16 protein-coding genes are annotated in these 20,981 nt (G+C 54.2%); 8 read left to right on the top strand and 8 right to left on the bottom strand.

Annotation, left to right across the window (positions count from 1 at the left end; genetic code table 11):
* Positions 1–27: 27 nt before the first annotated feature.
* Positions 28–1,746 carry a ubiquinone-dependent pyruvate dehydrogenase gene (gene poxB / locus RVY89_RS11635; RefSeq protein WP_484825382.1) on the bottom strand — a complete coding sequence of 573 codons (1,719 nt, stop codon included), beginning with the start codon at positions 1,744–1,746 and terminating at the stop codon, positions 28–30.
* A 152-nt stretch (positions 1,747–1,898) separates the two neighbouring features.
* On the opposite strand from poxB, the gene RVY89_RS11630 reads away from it, so the two are divergent.
* Entirely contained in the window at positions 1,899–2,333 is a 435-nt protein-coding gene (locus RVY89_RS11630) for a DoxX family protein (RefSeq protein WP_484825381.1), read from the top strand.
* A 91-nt stretch (positions 2,334–2,424) separates the two neighbouring features.
* On the opposite strand, the gene hcr is transcribed toward RVY89_RS11630, so the two are convergent.
* The 4 genes from hcr to aqpZ form a co-directional block, all read right to left on the bottom strand.
* A complete protein-coding gene (hcr, locus tag RVY89_RS11625) occupies positions 2,425–3,393 on the bottom strand; it encodes an NADH oxidoreductase (RefSeq protein ID WP_484825380.1) in 969 nt (322 codons plus the stop codon).
* Between the two features lie 10 nt (positions 3,394–3,403).
* On the bottom strand, positions 3,404–5,056 hold the full coding sequence (gene hcp / locus RVY89_RS11620) for a hydroxylamine reductase (RefSeq protein ID WP_484825379.1): 1,653 nt from the start codon (positions 5,054–5,056) through the stop codon (positions 3,404–3,406).
* A 144-nt stretch (positions 5,057–5,200) separates the two neighbouring features.
* Positions 5,201–6,100, bottom strand: coding sequence for a LysO family transporter (locus RVY89_RS11615; protein ID WP_484825378.1), 900 nt, complete (start codon positions 6,098–6,100; stop codon positions 5,201–5,203).
* A gap of 177 nt (positions 6,101–6,277) precedes the next feature.
* Complete coding sequence (aqpZ, locus tag RVY89_RS11610; RefSeq protein WP_032642513.1) at positions 6,278–6,973, bottom strand: aquaporin Z; 696 nt, start codon at positions 6,971–6,973, stop codon at positions 6,278–6,280.
* Between the two features lie 372 nt (positions 6,974–7,345).
* On the opposite strand from aqpZ, the gene RVY89_RS11605 reads away from it, so the two are divergent.
* The gene (locus RVY89_RS11605) at positions 7,346–9,004 is read left to right on the top strand and encodes an ATP-dependent endonuclease (RefSeq protein ID WP_484825377.1); all 1,659 of its coding nucleotides are present in this window, start codon (positions 7,346–7,348) and stop codon (positions 9,002–9,004) included.
* On the opposite strand, the gene RVY89_RS11600 is transcribed toward RVY89_RS11605, so the two are convergent.
* A complete protein-coding gene (locus RVY89_RS11600; RefSeq protein ID WP_484825376.1) occupies positions 9,001–9,957 on the bottom strand; it encodes a VirK/YbjX family protein in 957 nt (318 codons plus the stop codon). The genes RVY89_RS11605 and RVY89_RS11600 overlap by 4 nt on opposite strands.
* A 159-nt stretch (positions 9,958–10,116) precedes the next feature.
* Here RVY89_RS11600 and macA point away from each other — a divergent pair, with 159 nt between their 5' ends.
* Both macA and macB read left to right on the top strand, forming a co-directional pair.
* Positions 10,117–11,232 carry a macrolide transporter subunit MacA gene (gene macA, locus RVY89_RS11595; protein ID WP_371898431.1) on the top strand — a complete coding sequence of 372 codons (1,116 nt, stop codon included), beginning with the start codon at positions 10,117–10,119 and terminating at the stop codon, positions 11,230–11,232.
* A complete protein-coding gene (gene macB, locus RVY89_RS11590; protein ID WP_484825375.1) occupies positions 11,229–13,169 on the top strand; it encodes a macrolide ABC transporter ATP-binding protein/permease MacB in 1,941 nt (646 codons plus the stop codon). Before macA ends, macB begins: the two co-directional genes overlap by 4 nt.
* A gap of 70 nt (positions 13,170–13,239) precedes the next feature.
* On the opposite strand, the gene cspD is transcribed toward macB, so the two are convergent.
* A complete protein-coding gene (gene cspD / locus RVY89_RS11585) occupies positions 13,240–13,461 on the bottom strand; it encodes a cold shock-like protein CspD (RefSeq protein WP_006809408.1) in 222 nt (73 codons plus the stop codon).
* Positions 13,462–13,728: 267 nt separating this feature from the next.
* Between cspD and clpS the strand changes: the two genes are divergently transcribed.
* Both clpS and clpA read left to right on the top strand, forming a co-directional pair.
* Positions 13,729–14,049 (top strand): ATP-dependent Clp protease adapter ClpS, encoded by a 321-nt coding sequence (gene clpS, locus RVY89_RS11580; RefSeq protein ID WP_006174393.1) that lies wholly within the window; start codon positions 13,729–13,731, stop codon positions 14,047–14,049.
* A 27-nt stretch (positions 14,050–14,076) separates the two neighbouring features.
* Positions 14,077–16,356, top strand: a complete 2,280-nt coding sequence (clpA, locus tag RVY89_RS11575) for an ATP-dependent Clp protease ATP-binding subunit ClpA (RefSeq protein ID WP_023335109.1) — start codon at positions 14,077–14,079, stop codon at positions 16,354–16,356.
* 18 nt (positions 16,357–16,374) lie between these two features.
* On the opposite strand, the gene RVY89_RS11570 is transcribed toward clpA, so the two are convergent.
* Positions 16,375–17,742 carry a hypothetical protein gene (locus RVY89_RS11570; protein WP_484825374.1) on the bottom strand — a complete coding sequence of 456 codons (1,368 nt, stop codon included), beginning with the start codon at positions 17,740–17,742 and terminating at the stop codon, positions 16,375–16,377.
* A gap of 92 nt (positions 17,743–17,834) precedes the next feature.
* On the opposite strand from RVY89_RS11570, the gene RVY89_RS11565 reads away from it, so the two are divergent.
* Positions 17,835–19,388: a bifunctional metallophosphatase/5'-nucleotidase gene (locus RVY89_RS11565; protein ID WP_484825373.1), complete on the top strand. Its 1,554-nt coding sequence runs from the start codon at positions 17,835–17,837 to the stop codon at positions 19,386–19,388.
* 21 nt (positions 19,389–19,409) lie between these two features.
* Positions 19,410–20,936: an aryl-sulfate sulfotransferase gene (locus RVY89_RS11560; protein WP_484825372.1), complete on the top strand. Its 1,527-nt coding sequence runs from the start codon at positions 19,410–19,412 to the stop codon at positions 20,934–20,936.
* Positions 20,937–20,981: the final 45 nt, after the last annotated feature.

Raw genomic sequence — 20,981 nt, 5'->3', positions numbered from 1 at the left:
TTAATTTAAGAGGTCATGCGAAATGTTTTACCTGAGCCAGTTTGTTTTTGCCAGTTCGATCACCTCGTCACCGCGACCGCTGATGATGGCGCGCAGCATATAGAGGCTAAAGCCTTTGGCCTGTTCAAGCTTGATCTGCGGCGGGATCGCCAGCTCCTCTTTGGCGACGACGACATCCACCAGCACCGGACCGTCGATGGAAAACGCGCGCTGCAGGGCTTCATCCACCTCTGAGGCTTTCTCCACGCGAATACCGGTGATGCCACAGGCCTCGGCAATGCGCGCGAAGTTGGTTTCGTGCAGCTCGGTACCGTCCGTCAGGTAACCACCGGCCTTCATCTCCATCGCCACGAAGCCCAGCACGCTGTTGTTAAAGACCACGATTTTCAGCGGAAGCTTCATCTGTACCACCGACAGGAAATCCCCCATCAGCATGCTGAACCCGCCGTCGCCGCACATCGCCACCACCTGACGCTCCGGGGCTGTCGCTTTTGCTCCTAGCGCCTGCGGCATGGCGTTGGCCATCGAGCCGTGGTTGAACGAGCCGAGCAGGCGGCGTTTGCCGTTCATCTTCAGATAGCGGGCCGCCCAGACGGTTGGCGTGCCTACGTCGCAGGTGAAGATGGCATCGTCGTCCGCGAAATGACTGATCTGCTGCGCCAGATATTGCGGGTGAATGGCTTTGTCGCTCGGTTTGGCGAGATCGTCCAGCCCCTTGCGGGCATCGCGATAGTCGCTTAGCGCTTTATCGAGGAACTTGCGATCGGTTTTCTCTTCCAGCAGCGGCAGCAGGGCGGCAAGCGTGGATTTGATGTCGCCCACCAGCGCCATATCGACCTTGCTGTGCGCGCCGATGCTGGCCGGGTTGATATCAATCTGAATGATTTTGGCGTCCGTCGGGTAGAACGCGCGATACGGGAACTGGGTGCCGAGCAGGATCAGCGTGTCGGCGTTCATCATGGTGTGAAAGCCGCTGGAAAAACCGATCAGACCGGTCATCCCCACGTCGTAAGGGTTGTCGTACTCGACGTGCTCTTTGCCGCGCAGGGCGTGGACAATGGGGGCCTTAAGCTTACCCGCAAATTCAAGCAGCTCCTTGTGCGCGCCCGCGCAGCCGCTGCCGCACATCAGGGCGATATTGCTGGAGTACCGCAGCAGCTGCGCCAGCTTTTTCAGCTCCTCCTCGGCTGGCGTCACCACCGGCTGCGGCGCGTGATACCAGTGGGTGCTGGCCCCTTCTGGCGCAGCCTTGAGGGCCACATCGCCCGGAATAACGACCACCGAAACGCCGCGATTCAGCACGGCTTTGCGCATGGCTATCGCCAGCACCTGCGGGATCTGCTCCGGGGATGAAACCAGCTCGCAATAGTGGCTGCATTCACGGAACAGCTCCTGCGGATGCGTCTCCTGAAAATAGCCGCTGCCGATTTCGGAAGAGGGGATATGGGCGGCAATGGCCAGCACCGGCACGTGGTTACGGTGACAGTCAAAGAGGCCGTTGATCAGATGCAGGTTACCCGGCCCGCACGATCCGGCACACACGGCCAGTTCTCCCGTGAGCTGTGCTTCAGCGCCTGCGGCGAAGGCAGCAACCTCTTCATGACGGGTGGGCATCCATTCGATGGTTTTCATCTTGTTGAGGCTGTCGCTGAGTCCATTCAGGGAATCGCCGGTGACGCCCCAGATACGTTTTACGCCAGCCTGTTCGAGCGTTTTCGCTATATATGCAGCCACGGTTTGTTTCATGGTTGTCCGTCTCCTTTTTGTGATATCGCTTACAAGCTTAGAAGAAAGTCTCCGTATTGCCCGTCGCATCATCCCAATTAAAAGGTGCTTTTCATGCGCAATTATTCGGCATAATCTGGTGGTGTCACTGTTAAAAAAAGGAATAATTTCAAATGGTTAAATCATTGTTAATTGCTGTTAATGAAAAGCTATCGTGCGACGATCTTGGCAAACTCTTGTTACGACTTGCCGTCGGCGGGCTGATGCTCTTTCACGGTTTGCACAAGCTTTTTGGCGGGGTGGGCTTTATCAGCGGCATGCTGGTGGAAAAAGGGTTGCCGGGATTTATCGCCTACGGCGTGTTGATTGGCGAAGTGGTGGCACCGATCCTGATTATTGTCGGGCTCCTTACGCGCCCTGCCGCGCTGGTGCTGGCCTTTACGATGATTGTGGCGTGGCTGATGGTGGGAATGGGTGAAACGCTCGCCCTCGATAAGGTAGGCGCATGGGCGATTGAAAGCCTGGTGTACTTCTTTATCGGCTCGCTGGCGGTCGCGTTTTTAGGAGCGGGGCGGTTTGCGTTAGGGAAAACGCCCGCGTGGCGGTAGGGCGGTTGTAGACCGGGTAAACGCAGTGCCATCCGGCAAAAAAGCCCGGTGGCGCTGACGCTTACCGGGCCTGCAAACGAAAGCATAACCTTTATGCGAGGATGAGATCGCCCTGAGGATGGCACGAACATGCCAGCACGTAACCCTCTGCAATTTCCGCGTCGGACAGAGTCATAGTACTGGTGACGCTGTACTCCCCTGAAACCACTTTCGTCTTACAGCAGCCGCACACGCCCGCCCGACAGGCCGCCACGACCGACACCTTGTTGCTTTCCAGCGCCTCCAGCAGCGTGGTCCCCACGCGGCCAAAGAAGGTCTGAGCAGGCTGCAGTTTGGTGAACGTAATGCCGCTGGTTGCCGCTTCCGCCACCGGCGTGAAGAACTGCTCTTTGAAGAAGCGGGTCACGCCAAGCGCTTTCACTTCTTTTTCAACGATATCCATGTACGGCGCCGGACCGCAGGTCATCACGGTGCGGTTCGCCATATCCGGCACGCTTTGCAGCAGTTCGCGGCTCAGGCGACCGGACACAAAGCCGTGGGTCGCGTTGTGTTCCGCCACCAGCGTCACCGGATAATCACGCCACTCCCCGGCGAAAATCACATCGTCCGGGGAACGGACGCTGAAGATAACTTGCACGTCGGCCTGCGGGCGGTTCTTCGCCAGCCAGCGCCGCATCGACATAATCGGCGTCACGCCACAGCCCGCCGCCAGCAGCAGGAATTTATCGTCTGTTTTGTCGTCACAGGTGAATTCACCCTGCGCATCGGACAGCCAGATATAATCCCCGCGCTTCACGTCCCGGGTCAGCCATTCTGAACCGGCTCCGCCTTCAATGCGACGGACGGTAAGCGTGATGTATTCGCTCACGCCTGGCGTTGAGGATAGGGTATAGGCGCGCAGGGTGTCCGCCGAATTGCGAACGCTGACCAGCGCATACTGGCCTGCACGGTACGGATAGTAGTCATGGCACAGCAGCGACAGCGTCCACACATCCGGCGTCTCCTGGTGGATGTGGTGAACCTGCATCCGCCACGGACATTGTGGGGTTGGCATGGTCATGGATAACTCCTTACGCGCTCAGCAGCTGCTTCATATCATCTTCAACGTTGGTCACGGAACGCAGACCGAATTTCTCGTTCAGCACCGCCAGCAGGTCCGGCGTCAGGAAGCCAGGCGCGGTCGGGCCGGTCACGATGTTGGTTACGCCAAGAGAGAGCAGGGTCAGCAGGATGACAATCGCTTTCTGCTCAAACCATGACAGCACCAGCGACAGCGGCAGGTCGTTCACGCCGCAGCCCAGTTTCTCCGCCAGGGTGACCGCCAGAATGATGGCCGAATAAGCATCGTTACACTGGCCCGCATCGATCAGGCGCGGCAGACCTTCGATGTCGCCGAAGTCCAGCTTGTTGAAACGGTATTTGCCGCACGCCAGGGTCAGGATCAGGCAGTCTTCCGGCACGCTGGTGGCGAAATCGGTGAAGTAGCTACGCTCGCCGCGCGCGCCGTCGCAGCCGCCGACGAGGAAGATGTGGCGCAGCTTTTCACGGCTGACGAGATCGATCAGCGAATCAGCGGCGCCGAGCAGCGTCTCGCGACCAAAGCCGACGGTGATCATGTGCGGGATCTCGCTGTACGGGAAGCCCGCCATCTGCTGCGCCTGGGCGATAACCGGACCGAAATCGTCACCTTCAAGATGGCTCACGCCCGGCCAGCCGACGATGCTGCGTGTCCAGATGCGATCGTCATACGCGCCCACGGTCGGGTCGATGATGCAGTTAGAGGTCATCACGATAGGGCCAGGGAAGCGGGCGAACTCAACCTGCTGGTTCTGCCAGCCGCTGCCGTAGTTACCGATCAGATGCTTAAATTTACGCAGCTCCGGATAGCCGTGGGCCGGCAGCATTTCACCGTGGGTATAAACGTTAACGCCGGTGCCTTCGGTTTGCTTCAGCAGGTTGTAGAGATCTTTCAGGTCGTGACCGGAAATCAGGATGCACTTGCCTTCGGTTGCTTTGACGTTGACCTGCGTCGGCGTTGGGTGGCCGTAGGTGCTGGTTTCACCGGCATCCAGAATGCTCATCACCCTGAAGTTCATCTGGCCGATTTCCATTGAGCACTCAAGCAGGGCATTCATATCGTCAGGCCAGGTACCCAGCCACGCCATGATTTTATGGTACTGGGCGTAGATGTCGTTGTCGTATTGACCGAGCACGTGCGCGTGTTCCATATAGGCCGCAGCGCCTTTCAGCCCGTACAGGCACAGCAGGCGCAGGCCGAGAATGTTCTCGCCAATTGCCGCTTTGTCTTTATTCGGGGTGAATTCTGCCGCCTGACGCTGGAGGTCGCCCAAATCGTCGCTGACCAGCTGAAGTTCTGACATCGGGTTTTCCACGCGGGCGCTGGCATCCGCCTTCAGGCACTGTGCTTTCAGCGCTTCACGCAGGGCAATCGCTTCGCGGGCGTAGCCCACAATGCGCGGAGAATCGAAGTTGACGTTGGTCAGCGTGGAGAAAAACGCGCGTGGAGCGAAGTTGTCGACGTAGTGGTCGACAATACCATATTCGCGGGCTTTGAACGCCCAGGCGGAAAGGCCTTGCAGAGCCGCAATCAGCAGGTCCTGCAGGTCAGATGTTTCTGCGGTTTTGCCGCACATACCTTGTGCGTAGGAGCAGCCGTTGCCTGCCGGGGTACGGATGGTTTGTTCACATTGCACACAAAACATAATCACACCTGTTAAAGTTATATTTGATATACATGTTTAAGGTTATGCCTGTGCCAGAACGGAGAAAAGGGCTTTCTGCTACAAAATAGAGGGAGATTGATTTAGCGCAATTTTGGCGGCAGGAAACCTACCGCCAAAGAAGTATCAGGCAGAGAAGAAGGCCATCAGAACCGGAACCAGCAGGCTTAAAATAAAGCCGTGCACGATAGCCGCGGGTACCATCTCCAGCCCGCCGGAGCGTTGTAATACCGGCAGGGTAAAGTCCATCGACGTCGCGCCGCACAGACCCAGCGCGGTAGAACGACTGCGGCGAACCAGGCTCGGGATCAGCATGATGGCAATTAGCTCGCGGGCCAGATCGTTAAAGAAGGCAGCGCTGCCGATCACCGGGCCGAATGATTCAGTCAGTAGAATACCGGAGAGGGAATACCAGCCAAAACCTGACGCCATCGCCAGGCCGGTTTTCAGCGGCAGATCGAGAATAAAGGCATTAATGACGCCCGCCACCATTGAACTGGCGACAACCATGACGGCAACCATCATCCCCCGACGGTTGAGGACAATTTGTTTCAGCGTCATGCCATTATTTCGCAGCTGAATACCGATCAGGAACAGCAGGAAGATCAGAGTATATTCACTGGCCTCAGTCGCGTGCTGTAAAAAAGCCCAACCGGTCAGCCCAAGAAGAAAACCGAGCACCACGACGCCGCATAATTTTAATGATTCAAGCGCCATTGCAATTCGTGAAGGGAGTTTTTCCTGATGATGGTGGTTTTTCCATGGAATAGTGCGTTCCAGCCACAGCAGCGCGGCAATATTGCACAGCAAAATAACCACCACGGTGACGACAGAATAATGGAGGATGGAGAGTAAATTCGCCGACAGGTTGTCCAGAAATGCCAGGCTAATCCCCATAAAGAAAAGAATGACGTAAACAATCCAGCTGAGAAAACGGTTGATAAGCCGTAATGCAGATTCCTGATGCAGCGGGATAAGGTAGCCCACAATCAGGGGCAGCAGAATAATGAGGAGTCCTGAAAACATGAACAGCCGGTCCTTTTGAGTATCTGTTGAGCGCCAGAGACACTACCCAATAAAGGCTGTTCAGTAAAGCGGCAAAAGAAAGCCGGGCGGCGGTTACGCCTTACCCGGCCTACAAAGTGCACACTCACATAGGTCGGGTAAGCGTTAGCGCCAACCGACATTACAGGCCGCACTTAATTAATCGCGTTTTTCCAGCAGGGTGCGATACAGCACGCCGCCCAGAATACCGCCGACGATTGGCATTACCCAGAACAGCCACAGCTGCTCAAGCGCCCAGCCGCCCTGGAAGATGGCAACGGCGGTGCTGCGTGCTGGGTTAACGGAGGTGTTGGTGACCGGAATAGAAATCAGGTGGATAAGCGTCAGCGCCAGACCAATGGCAATCGGGGCAAAACCGGCTGGCGCGTGTTTGTCCGTTGCGCCGTGGATCACCAGCAGGAAGCCGGCGGTCAGCACAATTTCAATCACGATGGCAGACAGCATGGAGTAGCCACCCGGAGAGTGTTCGCCGAAGCCGTTAGAGGCGAAGCCGCTGGCCGCCGCGTCGAACCCGGCTTTACCGCTGGCAATCACGTACAGGACGCCAGCCGCAATAATACCGCCAACCACCTGTGCCACAATATATCCAATCACGTCTTTCGCCGGGAAACGACCGCCAGCCCACAAACCTAACGTCACTGCCGGGTTAAAATGACCGCCGGAAATATGCCCCACGGCAAACGCCATGGTTAATACGGTTAAACCAAAAGCCAGCGCGACGCCGACAAAACCGATACCTAATTCCGGGAATGCTGCTGCCAGAACGGCGCTACCGCAGCCACCAAATACCAGCCAGAATGTACCAAAGCATTCTGCTGCCAATTTTCTAAACATAACCACCTCAAATAATTATCCGCACGCTTTCCCGCGTGCGGGATATATCGCCATAAAGGGATGACGACTCAAAGAGTTCGTATTTTAAAAACCAACAACACCCCTTCGCCACTTAAATAAATTCGATTAATTTGATTTAAGGCAATGTGATGTCAATCCTTGTTCAAACTGGAGGTAAATAGAGCATAGTCCAATTTTCGGGCGGTAGTATCTTGCTATATGAGGGTTATTTCAAATGAAACCTGATGGATAAATTCTGAATTTTTCGTGCTTCCTCCAGGTTATGGAGGCGGATTGCAGTGTCAAGCCTGTGTGCATCCCGCTATACTGCTGATAACTTGAAGGAAAAAGTGATCATATCGCGGGGGATTTATGCTTCTCGAACGTGTGGAAATTGTCGGGTTTCGCGGTATTAACCGCCTGTCACTGCAGCTGGAGCAGAACAACGTCCTTATCGGCGAGAACGCGTGGGGTAAGTCCAGCCTGCTGGATGCGCTGACGTTACTGCTTTCACCCGAGGACGATCTGTATCAGTTCGTCCGCGACGATTTTTGGTTTCCGCCCGGCGACGTGACGGGGCGCGAGAAGCACCTGCATATCATCCTGACGTTCCGCGAATCCGAACCCGGACGTCACCGCGTGCGTCGCTTCCGCCCGCTGTCACCCTGCTGGGTGCCTTGCGATGACGGTTTCCACCGGATTTTCTATCGGCTGGAAGGTGAGATGGCGGAGAACGAGGGTGTACTCACCCTGCGTGATTTTCTCGATGAGAAAGCCAACCCGATCCCGCTGGACAATATCGACGATCTGGCCCGCCACCTGATCCGCCTGACGCCGGTGTTACGCCTGCGCGATGCGCGTTTTATGCGCCGTATTCGTAACGGTACCGTACCCAATATGCCGGACGTGGAAGTCACCGCCCGCGAGCTGGATTTTCTGGCCAGAGAGCTGGTGTCACGTCCGCAGAATCTGACCGATGGTCAAATCCGTCAGGGGTTGTCCGCAATGGTACAACTCCTTGAGCACTATTTTTCCGAGCAGGGAACCTCGGAGTCGCGCCATCGCCTGATGCGCCGCCGCTCCCATGATGAGCAGCGCAGCTGGCGCTACCTCGACATCATTAACCGGATGATTGACCGGCCCGGCGGTCGTACCCATCGGGTGATTTTGCTGGGGCTGTTTTCAACGCTTCTGCAGGCTAAAGGCACCGTTCGTCTTGACCGGGACGCCCGGCCGCTGCTGCTGGTGGAAGATCCGGAAACGCGCCTGCATCCCATTATGCTTTCCGTGGCATGGCATCTGCTGAATCTGCTGCCGCTCCAGCGTATTACGACCACCAATTCCGGGGAATTATTATCGCTGACGCCGGTAGAACACGTCTGTCGCCTGGTGCGTGAATCCTCCCGCGTCTCCGCTTTCCGCCTTGGGCCGGGCGGTTTGAACGCGGAAGACGGGCGGCGCATCGCGTTCCATATTCGCTTTAACCGGGCGTCGTCGCTCTTTGCCCGCTGCTGGCTGCTGGTGGAGGGGGAAACGGAAACCTGGGTCATCAACGAACTGGCGCGCCAGTGCGGCCACCATTTTGATGCGGAAGGCATTAAGGTGATTGAATTCGCCCAGTCGGGATTAAAGCCGCTGATAAAATTTGCCCGCCGGATGGGGATCGAGTGGCACGTGCTGGTCGACGGTGATGAGGCGGGCAAAAAATATGCCTCGACCGTACGCAGCCTGCTGAATAACGAGCGAGAGGAAGAGCGCGACCATTTAACCATGCTTCCCGCGATGGACATGGAACACTTTATGTATCGTCAGGGGTTCGACGACGTCTTCCATCGAATTGCCATGGTGCCGGTCGATGTCCCGATGAATATGCGGCGGGTGATCGCCAAAGCCATTCACCGTTCGTCAAAACCGGATTTAGCCATTGAAGTGGCGACGGAAGCGGGGAGACGGGGCGTGGAGGCGGTACCGACCCTGCTGCGGAAGATGTTCTCCCGCGTGCTGTGGCTGGCACGCGGGAAAGCGGATTAGCGTTGGGTCGCCTGTTTCACCTGCTGAATCAGGCTATCAAGCAGCTCGTAGCGGCGGCGATATTCGGAACGTTTTTTGCTGGCGATCTCTTCCATCGGCTTACGCGGCATGACGAGCGGCAGCATAAAATTACCGTTGTCCTGCTTTTCACCGCCGATGGAGATCCAGAAACTGTCGTAATCGGCCAACAGTTTCCCCTCTTTTTTCCTGCGGTAGCGCCAGCTGCGATAAATATGGGTATCGTTACTGACGGCGACAATTTGCTCTACCGGGAACGCGGCGCCGAGCGTCATTGCGGCCTCGACCAGCAGACGTTTCGGGAACAGACCGTGGCAGGCTTTCGTCGCGCCCTGGATCAGCTCATGGGGAACATGCGCTTTTGCGCCCTGTAAACCGCCAATGAACAGCGTCGATTTTCCCTCAAACTGGCATAGCGTAAAGGTCATCTCCGCCAGCGCCGTATTTTGACTGTCACAGAAAACGAGGGTAGCTTCTCCCTCTTTATCCATAAACGCGTCCGCACACAGACGGACGGTAAATTGCTGTTCATCTTTTCCGGTTAAGGTCAGCAGAGTCACGCCCTGCTTTGAAAGGTAACCATGAGTCAGCGTCGCCGGCAGCTGGCGGCACATCATCTGATAGTGGCAGGACAGCGAAGCCAGCGCACGCTGTCGATCCATATTGACCGTTAACCACGGACGATGAAGGCGGCAGGGCAACCCCGGCTGAACCTGGAGCATTTGCATCAGATGCGGATGTTTTGCAAGCTCAGACAGCAGGCGAGCGGTGCTGAGCGGTGTTGCCAGTGAACGCAGCATAAACTTACGTCGATAGGCGGTTTTTTCCCATGCCAGCCCGGGCGCGATCTCACCGAAAGCCAGGTTTTTGAAGAGCTGCCAGCCCGATTTTGGCTGCGGCAGGTTTGAAAGTGATGTATCGACGATAGAAGACATGGTAGATCCTGATCCTTTTGGAATATCGCTATTTCAGCAGGGGAAATGTCAACATCTCGTAAACAAATTAGGACGATTTCGGAGAACAGGGCTTTCGTTGAAGAGTCGTTTAGTTAGAATCAACACTTATCATTGCCAGAACATTTATTTGGAATATTTATGAACCTCAAGGGAAAACGCAGAACGCTGTTTCTGCTGCTGGCGGTCGTGGTTTTAGCCGGTGGGTACTGGCTGTGGCAGGTGCTGAATGCGCCGGTGCCACAGTATCAGACACTGATCGTTCGCCCGGGCGAACTGCAGCAAAACGTCCTCGCGACGGGCAAGCTTGACGCGCTGCGCAAGGTTGACGTCGGCGCTCAGGTCAGCGGCCAGCTCAAAACGCTGTCGGTTGAGATAGGCGACAAGGTAAAAAAAGGCCAGCTGCTCGGCGTTATCGATCCTGAGCAGGCTGAGAACCAGATCCGCGAGGTGGAAGCCACGCTGATGGAACTGCGCGCGCAGCGTGCGCAGGCGCTGGCAGAACGTAACCTGGCCCAGGTGACGCTGACCCGTCAGCAGGCGCTGGCCAAAACCCAGGCTATTTCGAAACAGGATTTAGATACTGCCACTACTGAACTGGCGGTGAAACAGGCGCAGATTGGCACGATTGACGCGCAAATCAAACGCAATCAGGCCTCGCTGGATACGGCGAAAACCAACCTCGACTACACCAAAATCGTCGCGCCGATGGCTGGCGAAGTCACCCAGATCACCACGCTGCAGGGCCAGACGGTGATTGCCGCGCAGCAGGCGCCAAACATTCTGACGCTGGCGGACATGAGTACCATGCTGGTCAAAGCCCAGGTTTCCGAGGCGGATGTTATCCATCTTAAGCCGGGACAGAACGCCTGGTTTACGGTGCTTGGCGACCCGCAGACGCGCTACGAAGGTGTGCTGAAGGATATTCTGCCGACGCCGGAAAAAGTGAACGACGCAATCTTCTACTATGCCCGTTTTGAAGTGCCAAATCCGAAGGGCGTGCTGCGTCTCGACATGACCGCGCAGGTGCATATTCAGCTGACCGGCGTGAAGAACGTGCTGACCATTCCGCTCTCTGCCCTGGGTGAATCCGCCGGGGAGAGCCGTTATAAAGTGAAAGTGCTGCGCAACGGCGAAACGCGCGAGCGTGAGGTAGTGATTGGCGCGCGCAACGACACCGACGTGGTGGTGGTGAAAGGGCTGGAAGAGGGCGAGGAGGTTGTTGTCAGCGAAAGCCTGCCCGGAGCCGCCAAATGACGGCGCTGCTTGAGCTGAATAACATTCGTCGCAGCTATCCCTCCGGCGATGGTCCGGTGGAGGTGCTGAAGGGCATCTCCCTGCGCGTGGAGGCAGGCGAGATGGTGGCGATTGTCGGCGCATCGGGTTCCGGTAAATCGACGCTGATGAACATTCTCGGCTGTCTGGATAAACCGACCAGCGGTACCTATCGCGTGGCCGGGATGGATGTTTCCACGCTGGACGGCGACGCGCTGGCGAAGCTGCGCCGGGAACACTTCGGCTTTATTTTCCAGCGCTACCATCTGCTTTCTCACCTTAGCGCGGCGCAGAACGTGGAAGTGCCTGCGGTCTATGCGGGCGTCGAGCGTAAAAAGCGCCTTGAGCGCGCGCAGATGCTGCTGACGCGTCTGGGGCTGGCGGAGCGGGTGGAGTACCAGCCCTCGCAGCTGTCCGGCGGCCAGCAGCAGCGCGTGAGTATTGCCCGCGCCCTGATGAACGGCGGGCAGGTGATCCTCGCGGATGAACCGACCGGGGCGCTCGACAGCCATTCCGGCGAAGAGGTGATGGCGATCCTCCATCAGCTTCGCGATCGGGGGCACACGGTGATTATCGTGACCCACGATCCGCAGGTGGCGGCGCAGGCGGAACGAATCATAGAGATCCACGACGGGGAGCTGGTCAGCAACCCGCCGCCGCGTGAGTCCAGTGCAGCGGCGCCGAAAGAAGCGCTTCCGGCATCAACCGGCTGGGGTCAGTTCTCCAGCGGCTTTCGCGAGGCGCTGACTATGGCGTGGCTGGCGATGGCGGCTAACAAAATGCGTACCCTGTTGACGATGCTCGGCATCATTATCGGTATCGCCTCGGTGGTGTCGATTGTGGTGGTGGGCGACGCGGCCAAGCAGCTGGTGCTGGCGGATATCCGCGCCATCGGCACCAATACCATTGACGTCTATCCCGGCAAAGATTTTGGCGACGACGAGCCGCAGTATCAGCAGGCGCTGAAGTACGACGATCTGGCGGCGATTCAGAAGCAGCCGTGGGTTAACTCCGCCACGCCTGCGGTTTCGCAGAACCTGCGTCTGCGCGTGGGCAATGTTGACGTTGCCGCCAGCGCTAACGGCGTGAGCGGAGACTATTTCAACGTCTACGGCATGACTTTTAGCGAAGGCGCTACCTTCAACGCCGAGCAGCTGGCGGGCAGGGCGCAGGTGGTGGTGCTGGACGCGAACTCGCGCAGGCAGCTCTTCCCCAATAAAGCCAACGTGGTGGGCGAAGTGATTCTGGTCGGCAACATGCCTGCCACGGTCATCGGCGTGGCGGAAGAGAAACAGTCGATGTTTGGCAGCAGCAAGATCCTACGCGTCTGGCTACCCTACACCACCATCTCCGGGCGGATTATGGGGCAGTCCTGGCTCAATTCCATCACCGTGCGCGTGAAGGAGGGCTACGACAGCGCGCTGGCCGAACAGCAGCTTGAGCGGCTGTTAACCCTGCGCCACGGGAAGAAGGATTTCTTCACCTGGAATATGGACGGCCTCTTGAAAACGGCGGAAAAGACCACACGTACTCTTCAGCTGTTCCTCACGCTGGTGGCGGTGATTTCGCTGGTCGTCGGCGGCATCGGGGTGATGAACATCATGCTGGTGTCGGTAACCGAGCGTACCCGGGAGATTGGCATCCGCATGGCGGTCGGGGCCCGGGCCAGTGACGTGCTGCAGCAGTTTTTAATTGAAGCCGTGCTGGTGTGTCTGGTCGGCGGTGCGATGGGGATTGCGCTCTCGATGATGATCGCGTTTGCGCTCCAGCTCTTTTTACCCGGCTGGGAGATTGGCTTCTCGCCGGTCGCCATTATCACCGCGTTTTTGTGTTCGACCTTTACCGGCATTTTGTTTGGCTGGTTGCCCGCCCGCAACGCGGCGCGGCTGGATCCGGTGGACGCGCTGGCTCGGGAATAACCCGAAAATAAAAATGCCAGCCGATCGGGCTGGCATTTTGACTGCGGGATGTACACAATAAAACAGAGAGCTATGCAACCGTCTCTGCTTCAACGGGTACGATTAGGCTTGCATGATTGCCTTTTGGTCCCTGGTGTACATCGAACCGGACGGACTGCCCGGCTTTGAGCGTTCTGTAACCATCCATCTGAATGGTGGAATAGTGAGCGAAGATATCCTCGCCGCCGCCTTCGGGGCAGATGAAGCCAAACCCTTTGGCGTTGTTGAACCACTTAACAGTACCCATTTCCATGCTTCGACATCCTTCGTAAATCTTATAAGTTAAGATGGAATGAACCGGTGGTGGAGTGGGGGCTGTTCAAAACCTCGCCATCTCACGCTTGTACAATTTAGAGAAACGAAAGAAGTCGTCAAGCGTTTGGCGCTGGAGATGGGACAATAATCAACCAAAGTTTGAAGCAGTTAACGCTATTGCAACAGTTTGTGACAGACATCGCGGATGACAGTAATAGATGATTGTTATCTAACATCTGAGGTAGATTCAAAGTGGTTATGCAAAATGGGTAAGACCAACGACTGGCTGGATTTTGACCAGCTGGCGGAAGACAAAGTGCGCGACGCGCTAAAACCGCCATCTATGTATAAAGTTATGTTAATGAACGATGATTACACGCCGATGGAATTTGTTATTGACGTGCTACAAAAGTTCTTTTCTTATGATGTAGAACGTGCAACGCAACTGATGCTTACCGTTCATTATCGTGGCAAAGCTATCTGCGGCATCTTCACTGCCGAAGTGGCGGAAACCAAAGTGGCGATGGTGAACGACTATGCGAGGGAGAACGAGCATCCGTTGCTGTGTACGCTGGAAAAGGCCTGATAAGGCATAAAATTGGGGGAGGTGCCTATGCTCAATCAAGAACTGGAACTCAGTTTAAACATGGCTTTCGCCAGAGCGCGTGAGCACCGACATGAGTTTATGACCGTCGAGCATTTACTGCTCGCACTGCTTAGCAACCCATCTGCCCGCGAAGCGCTGGAAGCCTGCTCCGTGGATCTGGTGGCGCTACGTCAGGAACTCGAAGCCTTCATCGAACAAACCACACCGGTGCTGCCAGCCAGTGAAGAAGAGCGTGACACGCAGCCGACGCTCAGCTTCCAGCGCGTGTTGCAGCGTGCGGTATTCCACGTCCAGTCTTCCGGACGTAGCGAAGTGACTGGCGCAAATGTATTAGTCGCCATCTTCAGCGAGCAGGAGTCACAGGCTGCCTACCTGCTGCGCAAACACGAAGTTAGCCGCCTCGATGTGGTTAACTTTATTTCTCACGGAACGCGCAAAGACGAGCCTAACCAGGCCTCGGATTCCAGCAATCAGGTCAACAACAATGAAGAGCAAGCAGGCGGGGAGGATCGTATGGAAAACTTCACCACCAACCTTAATCAGCTTGCTCGCGTTGGCGGTATCGATCCGCTGATTGGTCGCGATAAAGAGCTGGAGCGTGCGATCCAGGTCCTGTGCCGTCGCCGCAAGAACAACCCGCTGCTGGTGGGGGAATCTGGCGTGGGTAAAACCGCGATTGCCGAAGGGCTTGCCTGGCGTATTGTGCAGGGCGACGTGCCGGAAGTGATTGCCGACTGCACCATCTACTCGCTGGATATCGGCTCGCTGCTGGCGGGCACCAAATACCGCGGTGATTTTGAAAAACGCTTCAAGGCGCTGTTAAAACAGCTGGAGCAGGACACCAACAGCATTCTGTTTATCGATGAGATCCACACCATCATCGGTGCAGGTGCGGCCTCCGGTGGCCAGGTGGATGCGGCTAACCTGATTAAACCGCTGCTCTCCAGCGGCAAGATCCGCGTGATTGGCTCCACGACCTACCAGGAGTTCAGCAACATCTTTGAGAAAGACCGCGCGCTGGCGCGCCGCTTCCAGAAAATCGACGTGACCGAACCGTCCGTCGAGGAAACGGTGCAGATCATCAACGGCCTGAAGCCGAAGTACGAAGCGCACCACGACGTGCGATACACTGCGAAAGCGGTTCGTGCGGCGGTGGAGCTGGCGGTGAAATACATCAACGACCGTCACCTGCCGGATAAGGCGATTGACGTGATTGATGAGGCAGGGGCGCGTGCGCGCCTGATGCCGGCCAGCAAGCGTAAGAAAACCGTTAACGTGGCGGATATTGAGTCCGTGGTGGCCCGCATCGCGCGTATCCCTGAGAAGAGCGTTTCTCAGAGCGACCGCGACACGCTGCGCACCCTTGGTAATCGCCTGAAAATGCTGGTATTTGGTCAGGATAAAGCCATTGAGGCCTTAACCGAAGCGATCAAGATGGCCCGCGCCGGGCTGGGGCATGACCATAAGCCTGTCGGTTCCTTCCTGTTCGCTGGCCCGACCGGCGTGGGGAAAACCGAGGTGACGGTTCAGCTCTCCAAAGCGCTGGGCATAGAGCTGCTGCGCTTTGATATGTCCGAGTATATGGAGCGTCACACCGTCAGCCGTTTGATTGGTGCGCCTCCGGGCTACGTGGGCTTTGACCAGGGCGGCCTGCTCACCGACGCGGTGATCAAGCATCCGCACGCGGTTCTGCTGCTCGATGAAATCGAGAAAGCGCACCCGGACGTGTTCAACATCCTGCTGCAGGTGATGGACAACGGGACGCTGACCGACAACAACGGGCGCAAGGCGGACTTCCGCAACGTCGTGCTGGTGATGACCACCAACGCCGGGGTGCGTGAAACCGAGCGTAAATCCATCGGCCTGATCCATCAGGATAACAGCACCGATGCGATGGAGGAGATCAAGAAGATCTTCACGCCGGAGTTCCGTAACCGTCTGGACAACATTATCTGGTTCGATCACCTGTCTACCGACGTGATCCATCAGGTAGTGGATAAGTTCATCGTCGAGCTGCAGGTTCAGCTGGATCAGAAAGGCGTGTCGCTGGAAGTAAGCCAGGAGGCCCGCAACTGGCTGGCAGAGAAAGGCTACGACCGTGCGATGGGTGCCCGTCCGATGGCGCGCGTGATTCAGGACAACCTGAAGAAACCGCTGGCGAACGAGCTGCTGTTTGGCTCGCTGGTGGACGGCGGCCAGGTGACCGTGGCGCTGGATCAGGCGAAGAACGAACTGACGTACGATTTCCAGAGTGCGGCGAAGCACAAGCCGGAAGCGGCTCACTAAGTGAGTTGAACGTTAATGTTAAAAACCGGGCATTTGCCCGGTTTTTTTATGCCTGCCTTTCTCCCTCTCCCTGTGGAAGGAGGCGTCGGAGTGTTCGCCGTTTATCTGTTGGTTATAAATACAGCCAAGACCCACTAAATGCTGGCTCACTACCCGCGCCCCATAGTTATGACACTGTAATGACCATGGATGGGCTCTCAGCCAGACAGCAAATGCATTACAGGGAGCAAGTGTAATCAACGCGGGTTCCGCTGTACTTTGCTGTCCGGTCAGGAGCCCAATCATCTTGCAACTTTCGCCATTATCCCAGCGCTCCCACACATTCTTCCACCATCCCATTTCCCAGCTACCAGTCAGGTAAAATGACCTGTCAGAGAACATAACGTCGTCAGCCTTTTCAGACACAAACCACAGATCGGTTTTCCCAAGACGAACCTCTGTTGACCAGGCCGTAATAGCACCGCCGCGCAAGACACACTCATGTGCGAGATAATGATCGGTTACGCCCGGAAAGCGTCGTTTTAAACGCTGGAAATGACTGTGTATGGCTATGACAGGACGGACTATGCTTCCGCGGTCGTTTCGCTTAAGTTCGGCGTTACCGTACTGAATTTCATCAAATTGACTTCGCGTTAGAAATTGTTTCTCTCGTTCCCGAATAAGATCAACATCGCTCGACGGTGATATCGCAGAAGGGCTGGGCTTTGAACTTTTATAGAGCAACGAGTCACCTGCCCTCCAGTCGCTATAGTTGGTTGTGATTTGCATAATTTTTCCCGAATCAGCATCGGCGCTGATCACAACATACAATTCCTGTCTCGCAGCGCGGCCCTGAAACGGTATAACCATCGGCATCGTTGAGACCCTTGTTAATCCAGGGACAGAAACATGAAGATCGTGTTCGAACCCGTTAACCGCGTGCGCAAGCGCCCTTTGATTTGTCGTTTCGCCAGAGTGCACACCTTGTTCGAGCCGTGAAAGAAGGGAGATATTTTTATCCAGGCATAGAGCATTGTCATAGGGTGGAGTAAACACATAGCGGCAGGTACAACATTGAAGGCGTGGGGTTCTGGCTTTTGTATATCCATAGTGAATGACGTGAGCTGTAAAACAGCGGGGACAACCTTGTCCTGTATTTCCTAATTTTTGTTGCATGAAGTGGCTGAACCACTCGTCACATTCTTTTTTATTAAACAATGGAGGAAGGCTGCCACATTTTTGACATTCAAGTGCAGCGTAGCCCAGACGATAAACAGGAACAACATAGTCATTCGCATCTGGTATTCCAAGATTAGGGCATGACCAGCTTTTACAAACATTGAGATCTATTTTTGGAGTGCATTCCATGCATGTCACCAACTGATTCTGTGAGTCGACGATTTTCACTCCCCCCTTTTTTATATGCCGTGAGAAAGTTCACAAAATCTGTTTTTCGCTAATCGATAATGAAATTCCTTCTTAAATTCGAGAGTTAAAAAATGAAAAAAACAGTAATCGCGGTTTTATTACTATCGGGGTATGCTTCGCTAAGTCCTGCTCAGGATGTAACCTTCATTTTTACCAATGACCTACATGCACATGTTGAGCCCTACAAAATTCCTTATGTTGCAGAAGGTAAAAGAGCTGTCGGTGGCTTCGCAAATATTGCAACATACGTCAAGCAAGAAAAGAAAAAGAATAAAGCTACTTTTTATTTTGATGCTGGCGATTACTTTACCGGTCCGTACATTAGCAGTCTGACAAAAGGGCGGGCAATCATAGATATTATGAATACAATGTCTTTTGATGCTGCGTCTGTAGGCAATCATGAGTTCGATCATGGTTGGGATAATACGCTGATACAGCTCAGTCAGGCTAACTTCCCGATACTGTTAGGGAACGTTTTTTATAAAAATAGTAACGTCCTCTTCTGGAATAAGCCGTATACCATCATCGAAAAGGATGGCGTAAAAATTGGGGTCATTGGATTGCATGGCGTGTTCGCTTTCGATGATACCGTTTCATCTTCAATGCGTCAGGGCATTGAAGCGCGTGACGAGGTGAAATATCTCCAGCGTTATCTGGATGAACTCCGCGGGAAAGTGGATGTTACCGTGGCACTCATGCATGAAGGTTTCCCTGCACGCCAGTCCAGTATCGGCAATACAGATGTGAAGCGTGCCCTTGATAAGGATATCCAGACGGCGAAGCAGGTGAAGGGGCTGGATATTCTGATTACCGGACATGCACATGTTGGAACAGTGGAGCCGCTCAAAGCAGGTAACACGCTGGTACTTTCGACCGACAGTGGTGGGATTGATATCGGTAAGCTGGTTCTGGATGTAGATCTAAAAACACATCACCAAAAAATAAAAAGCTTCGAACTTAAAACCCTTTATGCCGATGAATGGAAACCCGATCCTGCAACTCAGAGCGTTATTGATAGCTGGAATAAAAAACTTTCCGAGACGGTTCGCCAAAAAGTTGGAGAGACGCCTGTTGCGCTTACGCGCGCCTATGGTGAATCATCTTCGCTGGGAAATTTATTTACCGATGCAATGCTTGCTGCAGCGCCTGATGCGCAGCTGGCGCTCACTAATTCAGGTGGTCTTCGCGCAGATTTGAATGCTGGTCCGATAACCCTTGGCGATGTTATTAGCGCTTTCCCGTTTCCCAATGAGCTCACTGTAATGGATTTGAAAGGGAAATCCTTACGCAATCTTATGGAACACGGTGCGTCACTTACTAATGGTGTCTTGCAAATGTCGAAAGGACTGGAAATGCGCTACGACCAACATAAACCTGTTGGGCACCGCGTTGTGCTATTTACGCTTAATGGCAAGCCGATTGTAGATACTGATACCTATCGCGTAGCGACAAATAGTTTCCTTGCCCCGGGTGGCGATGGCTTTAACGCATTTATCGATGGTCAGAATAAACAGGTAAAAGGTGGGTATAACCTTTCTGATGCGGTTATTGATTATCTGGTGAAAGGAAATAAGATCATTCCCCAACAGGTGAATGAGATGCGAGTAAAAGAAGTTAAACAGTAATATTTAAAAAAGGTGAATAACATGGCAATTACCTATCTTGGAATGGATCTCGCGCCTGCAAATAACCAGCTTGCGGTATATCTGAAATTTAGGGTTGATGAGGCGGCAACATATTCCTATACGGTTCTGGGAAGATTAACTAGCGCATCAAGTTTAGATTTTACGTATTCATCAAATGACATTATCTCTTTACCTGAGATAAAAATTCCGGTTATTGGACTGTACGCCAATTATCTTAATCAAGTACAGGTGGTTTTTAAAAACCTTAGCGGAGGGGAAATTTTTAATCAAACCATTCTGGTAAGCACACAGGAACAAGTCTACCGCGATGCGACAATTTTCCATATCGATATTGAGCAAACGGATCCCGCCAACTTTGCGGCCGTATGGGGAAACAGTTGGTTAATGACCACCAATTGTGATGGTTACGACCAAAACGGCGATCTTCGCTGCTATTACGCTCAGCCCTATCGTAATCAAATGTTAAAAACGAATAATGGCTATTTCTATATCGGCAGTGATGAAGATGAACACTGGTATGGTCGACGCTTTTTTAAAATCGATATTTTAGGCAATGAGATTCTGGAATTTGATTTACGCGACCGCGATGGTAACCGCTATGCTAACACCCACGATCTGATCTGGGATTCAGCCGGTAATCTCTTCATGATTGGTAATGATAACCCGGACCGTTCGACCAATACGATGAGACAGGACGCATCAATTTTAAAATTTGATGAAAAGACAGGCGTGATGCTGTGGGCAAAAAATTATACGCGTGCATTTGATAATACGCAGATCCTGAATAATAGCCCGACAAACGATGCTCACCTTAACTCGCTTTCCTGGATCCCCGGAGGGAAGGCAAATGCTGAAGCGATTGTTGTCCATACCCGCTCTGCAGGCCTGACGTTTGGGATTTCTCCTGCCGATGGTAAGATATTATGGAGTATTAATACTGGGGGATTTAACAGTAATTTCGCAGCAGGGCAGGGCGTTACGCAGATAGATACTTCCGGTATTGAGAATTTTGAAAATGGCGCTCATACCGTATTCGTTACGAAAAATAGCGCTTTTGCTGGGTTAAGCAATGGGACTGAAGGAAAATTTGTTCTTTCACTATTTGATAATGGCTCCTGCGTCGATAATGCAGGCAACGCGGTTACTCGAGATATTGCCCTTGATTCAACGGCTGATTCTTACAAAACCGATCCTGCGAGAGTCATGTTCTATGCTGTTGATCTCGTCAACAAAACAGCAACCCAGGCAGGTAGCATTATCCAGTTACCTTCCGATCGTGTTCCTCAAATTACTGATTTTATGGGGGCAGCAATAGATTATGGTGACTACTATGGCATCTACACCAACCACGCACGCTCTTTCTTTATCAGCAATGCCACAGGCCATATTATTGCCACAATCTACGATCTGATTTGCTCGCTGGATGGCTATCCAGAGTTCCCTGGCGAATGCTACAGGGCAAGGTTGTTTGCAAAAGACGAGCTTGATGCTTTGATTGAAATAGGTTATCAGGTGGCAAACGGCTGATAGCATAGCGAGACACAGCCATTAAAAGGGCATTGCTGCTGCTAA

This window comes from Enterobacter sp. 3U4 (genome assembly GCF_057224565.1).
The sequence above is the reverse complement of the archived record's forward strand: the minus strand, read 5'-3'. Positions and strand labels throughout refer to the sequence as shown.

Excerpts from the sequence above, each read along its gene's own strand:
- poxB (WP_484825382.1), bottom strand. The coding sequence starts at position 1,746 with ATGAAACAAACCGTGGCTGCATATATAGCGAAAACGCTCGAACAGGCT.
- RVY89_RS11630 (WP_484825381.1), top strand. The coding sequence starts at position 1,899 with ATGGTTAAATCATTGTTAATTGCTGTTAATGAAAAGCTATCGTGCGAC.
- hcr (WP_484825380.1), bottom strand. The coding sequence starts at position 3,393 with ATGACCATGCCAACCCCACAATGTCCGTGGCGGATGCAGGTTCACCAC.
- hcp (WP_484825379.1), bottom strand. The coding sequence starts at position 5,056 with ATGTTTTGTGTGCAATGTGAACAAACCATCCGTACCCCGGCAGGCAAC.
- RVY89_RS11615 (WP_484825378.1), bottom strand. The coding sequence starts at position 6,100 with ATGTTTTCAGGACTCCTCATTATTCTGCTGCCCCTGATTGTGGGCTAC.
- aqpZ (WP_032642513.1), bottom strand. The coding sequence starts at position 6,973 with ATGTTTAGAAAATTGGCAGCAGAATGCTTTGGTACATTCTGGCTGGTA.
- RVY89_RS11605 (WP_484825377.1), top strand. The coding sequence starts at position 7,346 with ATGCTTCTCGAACGTGTGGAAATTGTCGGGTTTCGCGGTATTAACCGC.
- RVY89_RS11600 (WP_484825376.1), bottom strand. The coding sequence starts at position 9,957 with ATGTCTTCTATCGTCGATACATCACTTTCAAACCTGCCGCAGCCAAAA.
- macA (WP_371898431.1), top strand. The coding sequence starts at position 10,117 with ATGAACCTCAAGGGAAAACGCAGAACGCTGTTTCTGCTGCTGGCGGTC.
- macB (WP_484825375.1), top strand. The coding sequence starts at position 11,229 with ATGACGGCGCTGCTTGAGCTGAATAACATTCGTCGCAGCTATCCCTCC.
- cspD (WP_006809408.1), bottom strand. The coding sequence starts at position 13,461 with ATGGAAATGGGTACTGTTAAGTGGTTCAACAACGCCAAAGGGTTTGGC.
- clpS (WP_006174393.1), top strand. The coding sequence starts at position 13,729 with ATGGGTAAGACCAACGACTGGCTGGATTTTGACCAGCTGGCGGAAGAC.
- clpA (WP_023335109.1), top strand. The coding sequence starts at position 14,077 with ATGCTCAATCAAGAACTGGAACTCAGTTTAAACATGGCTTTCGCCAGA.
- RVY89_RS11565 (WP_484825373.1), top strand. The coding sequence starts at position 17,835 with ATGAAAAAAACAGTAATCGCGGTTTTATTACTATCGGGGTATGCTTCG.
- RVY89_RS11560 (WP_484825372.1), top strand. The coding sequence starts at position 19,410 with ATGGCAATTACCTATCTTGGAATGGATCTCGCGCCTGCAAATAACCAG.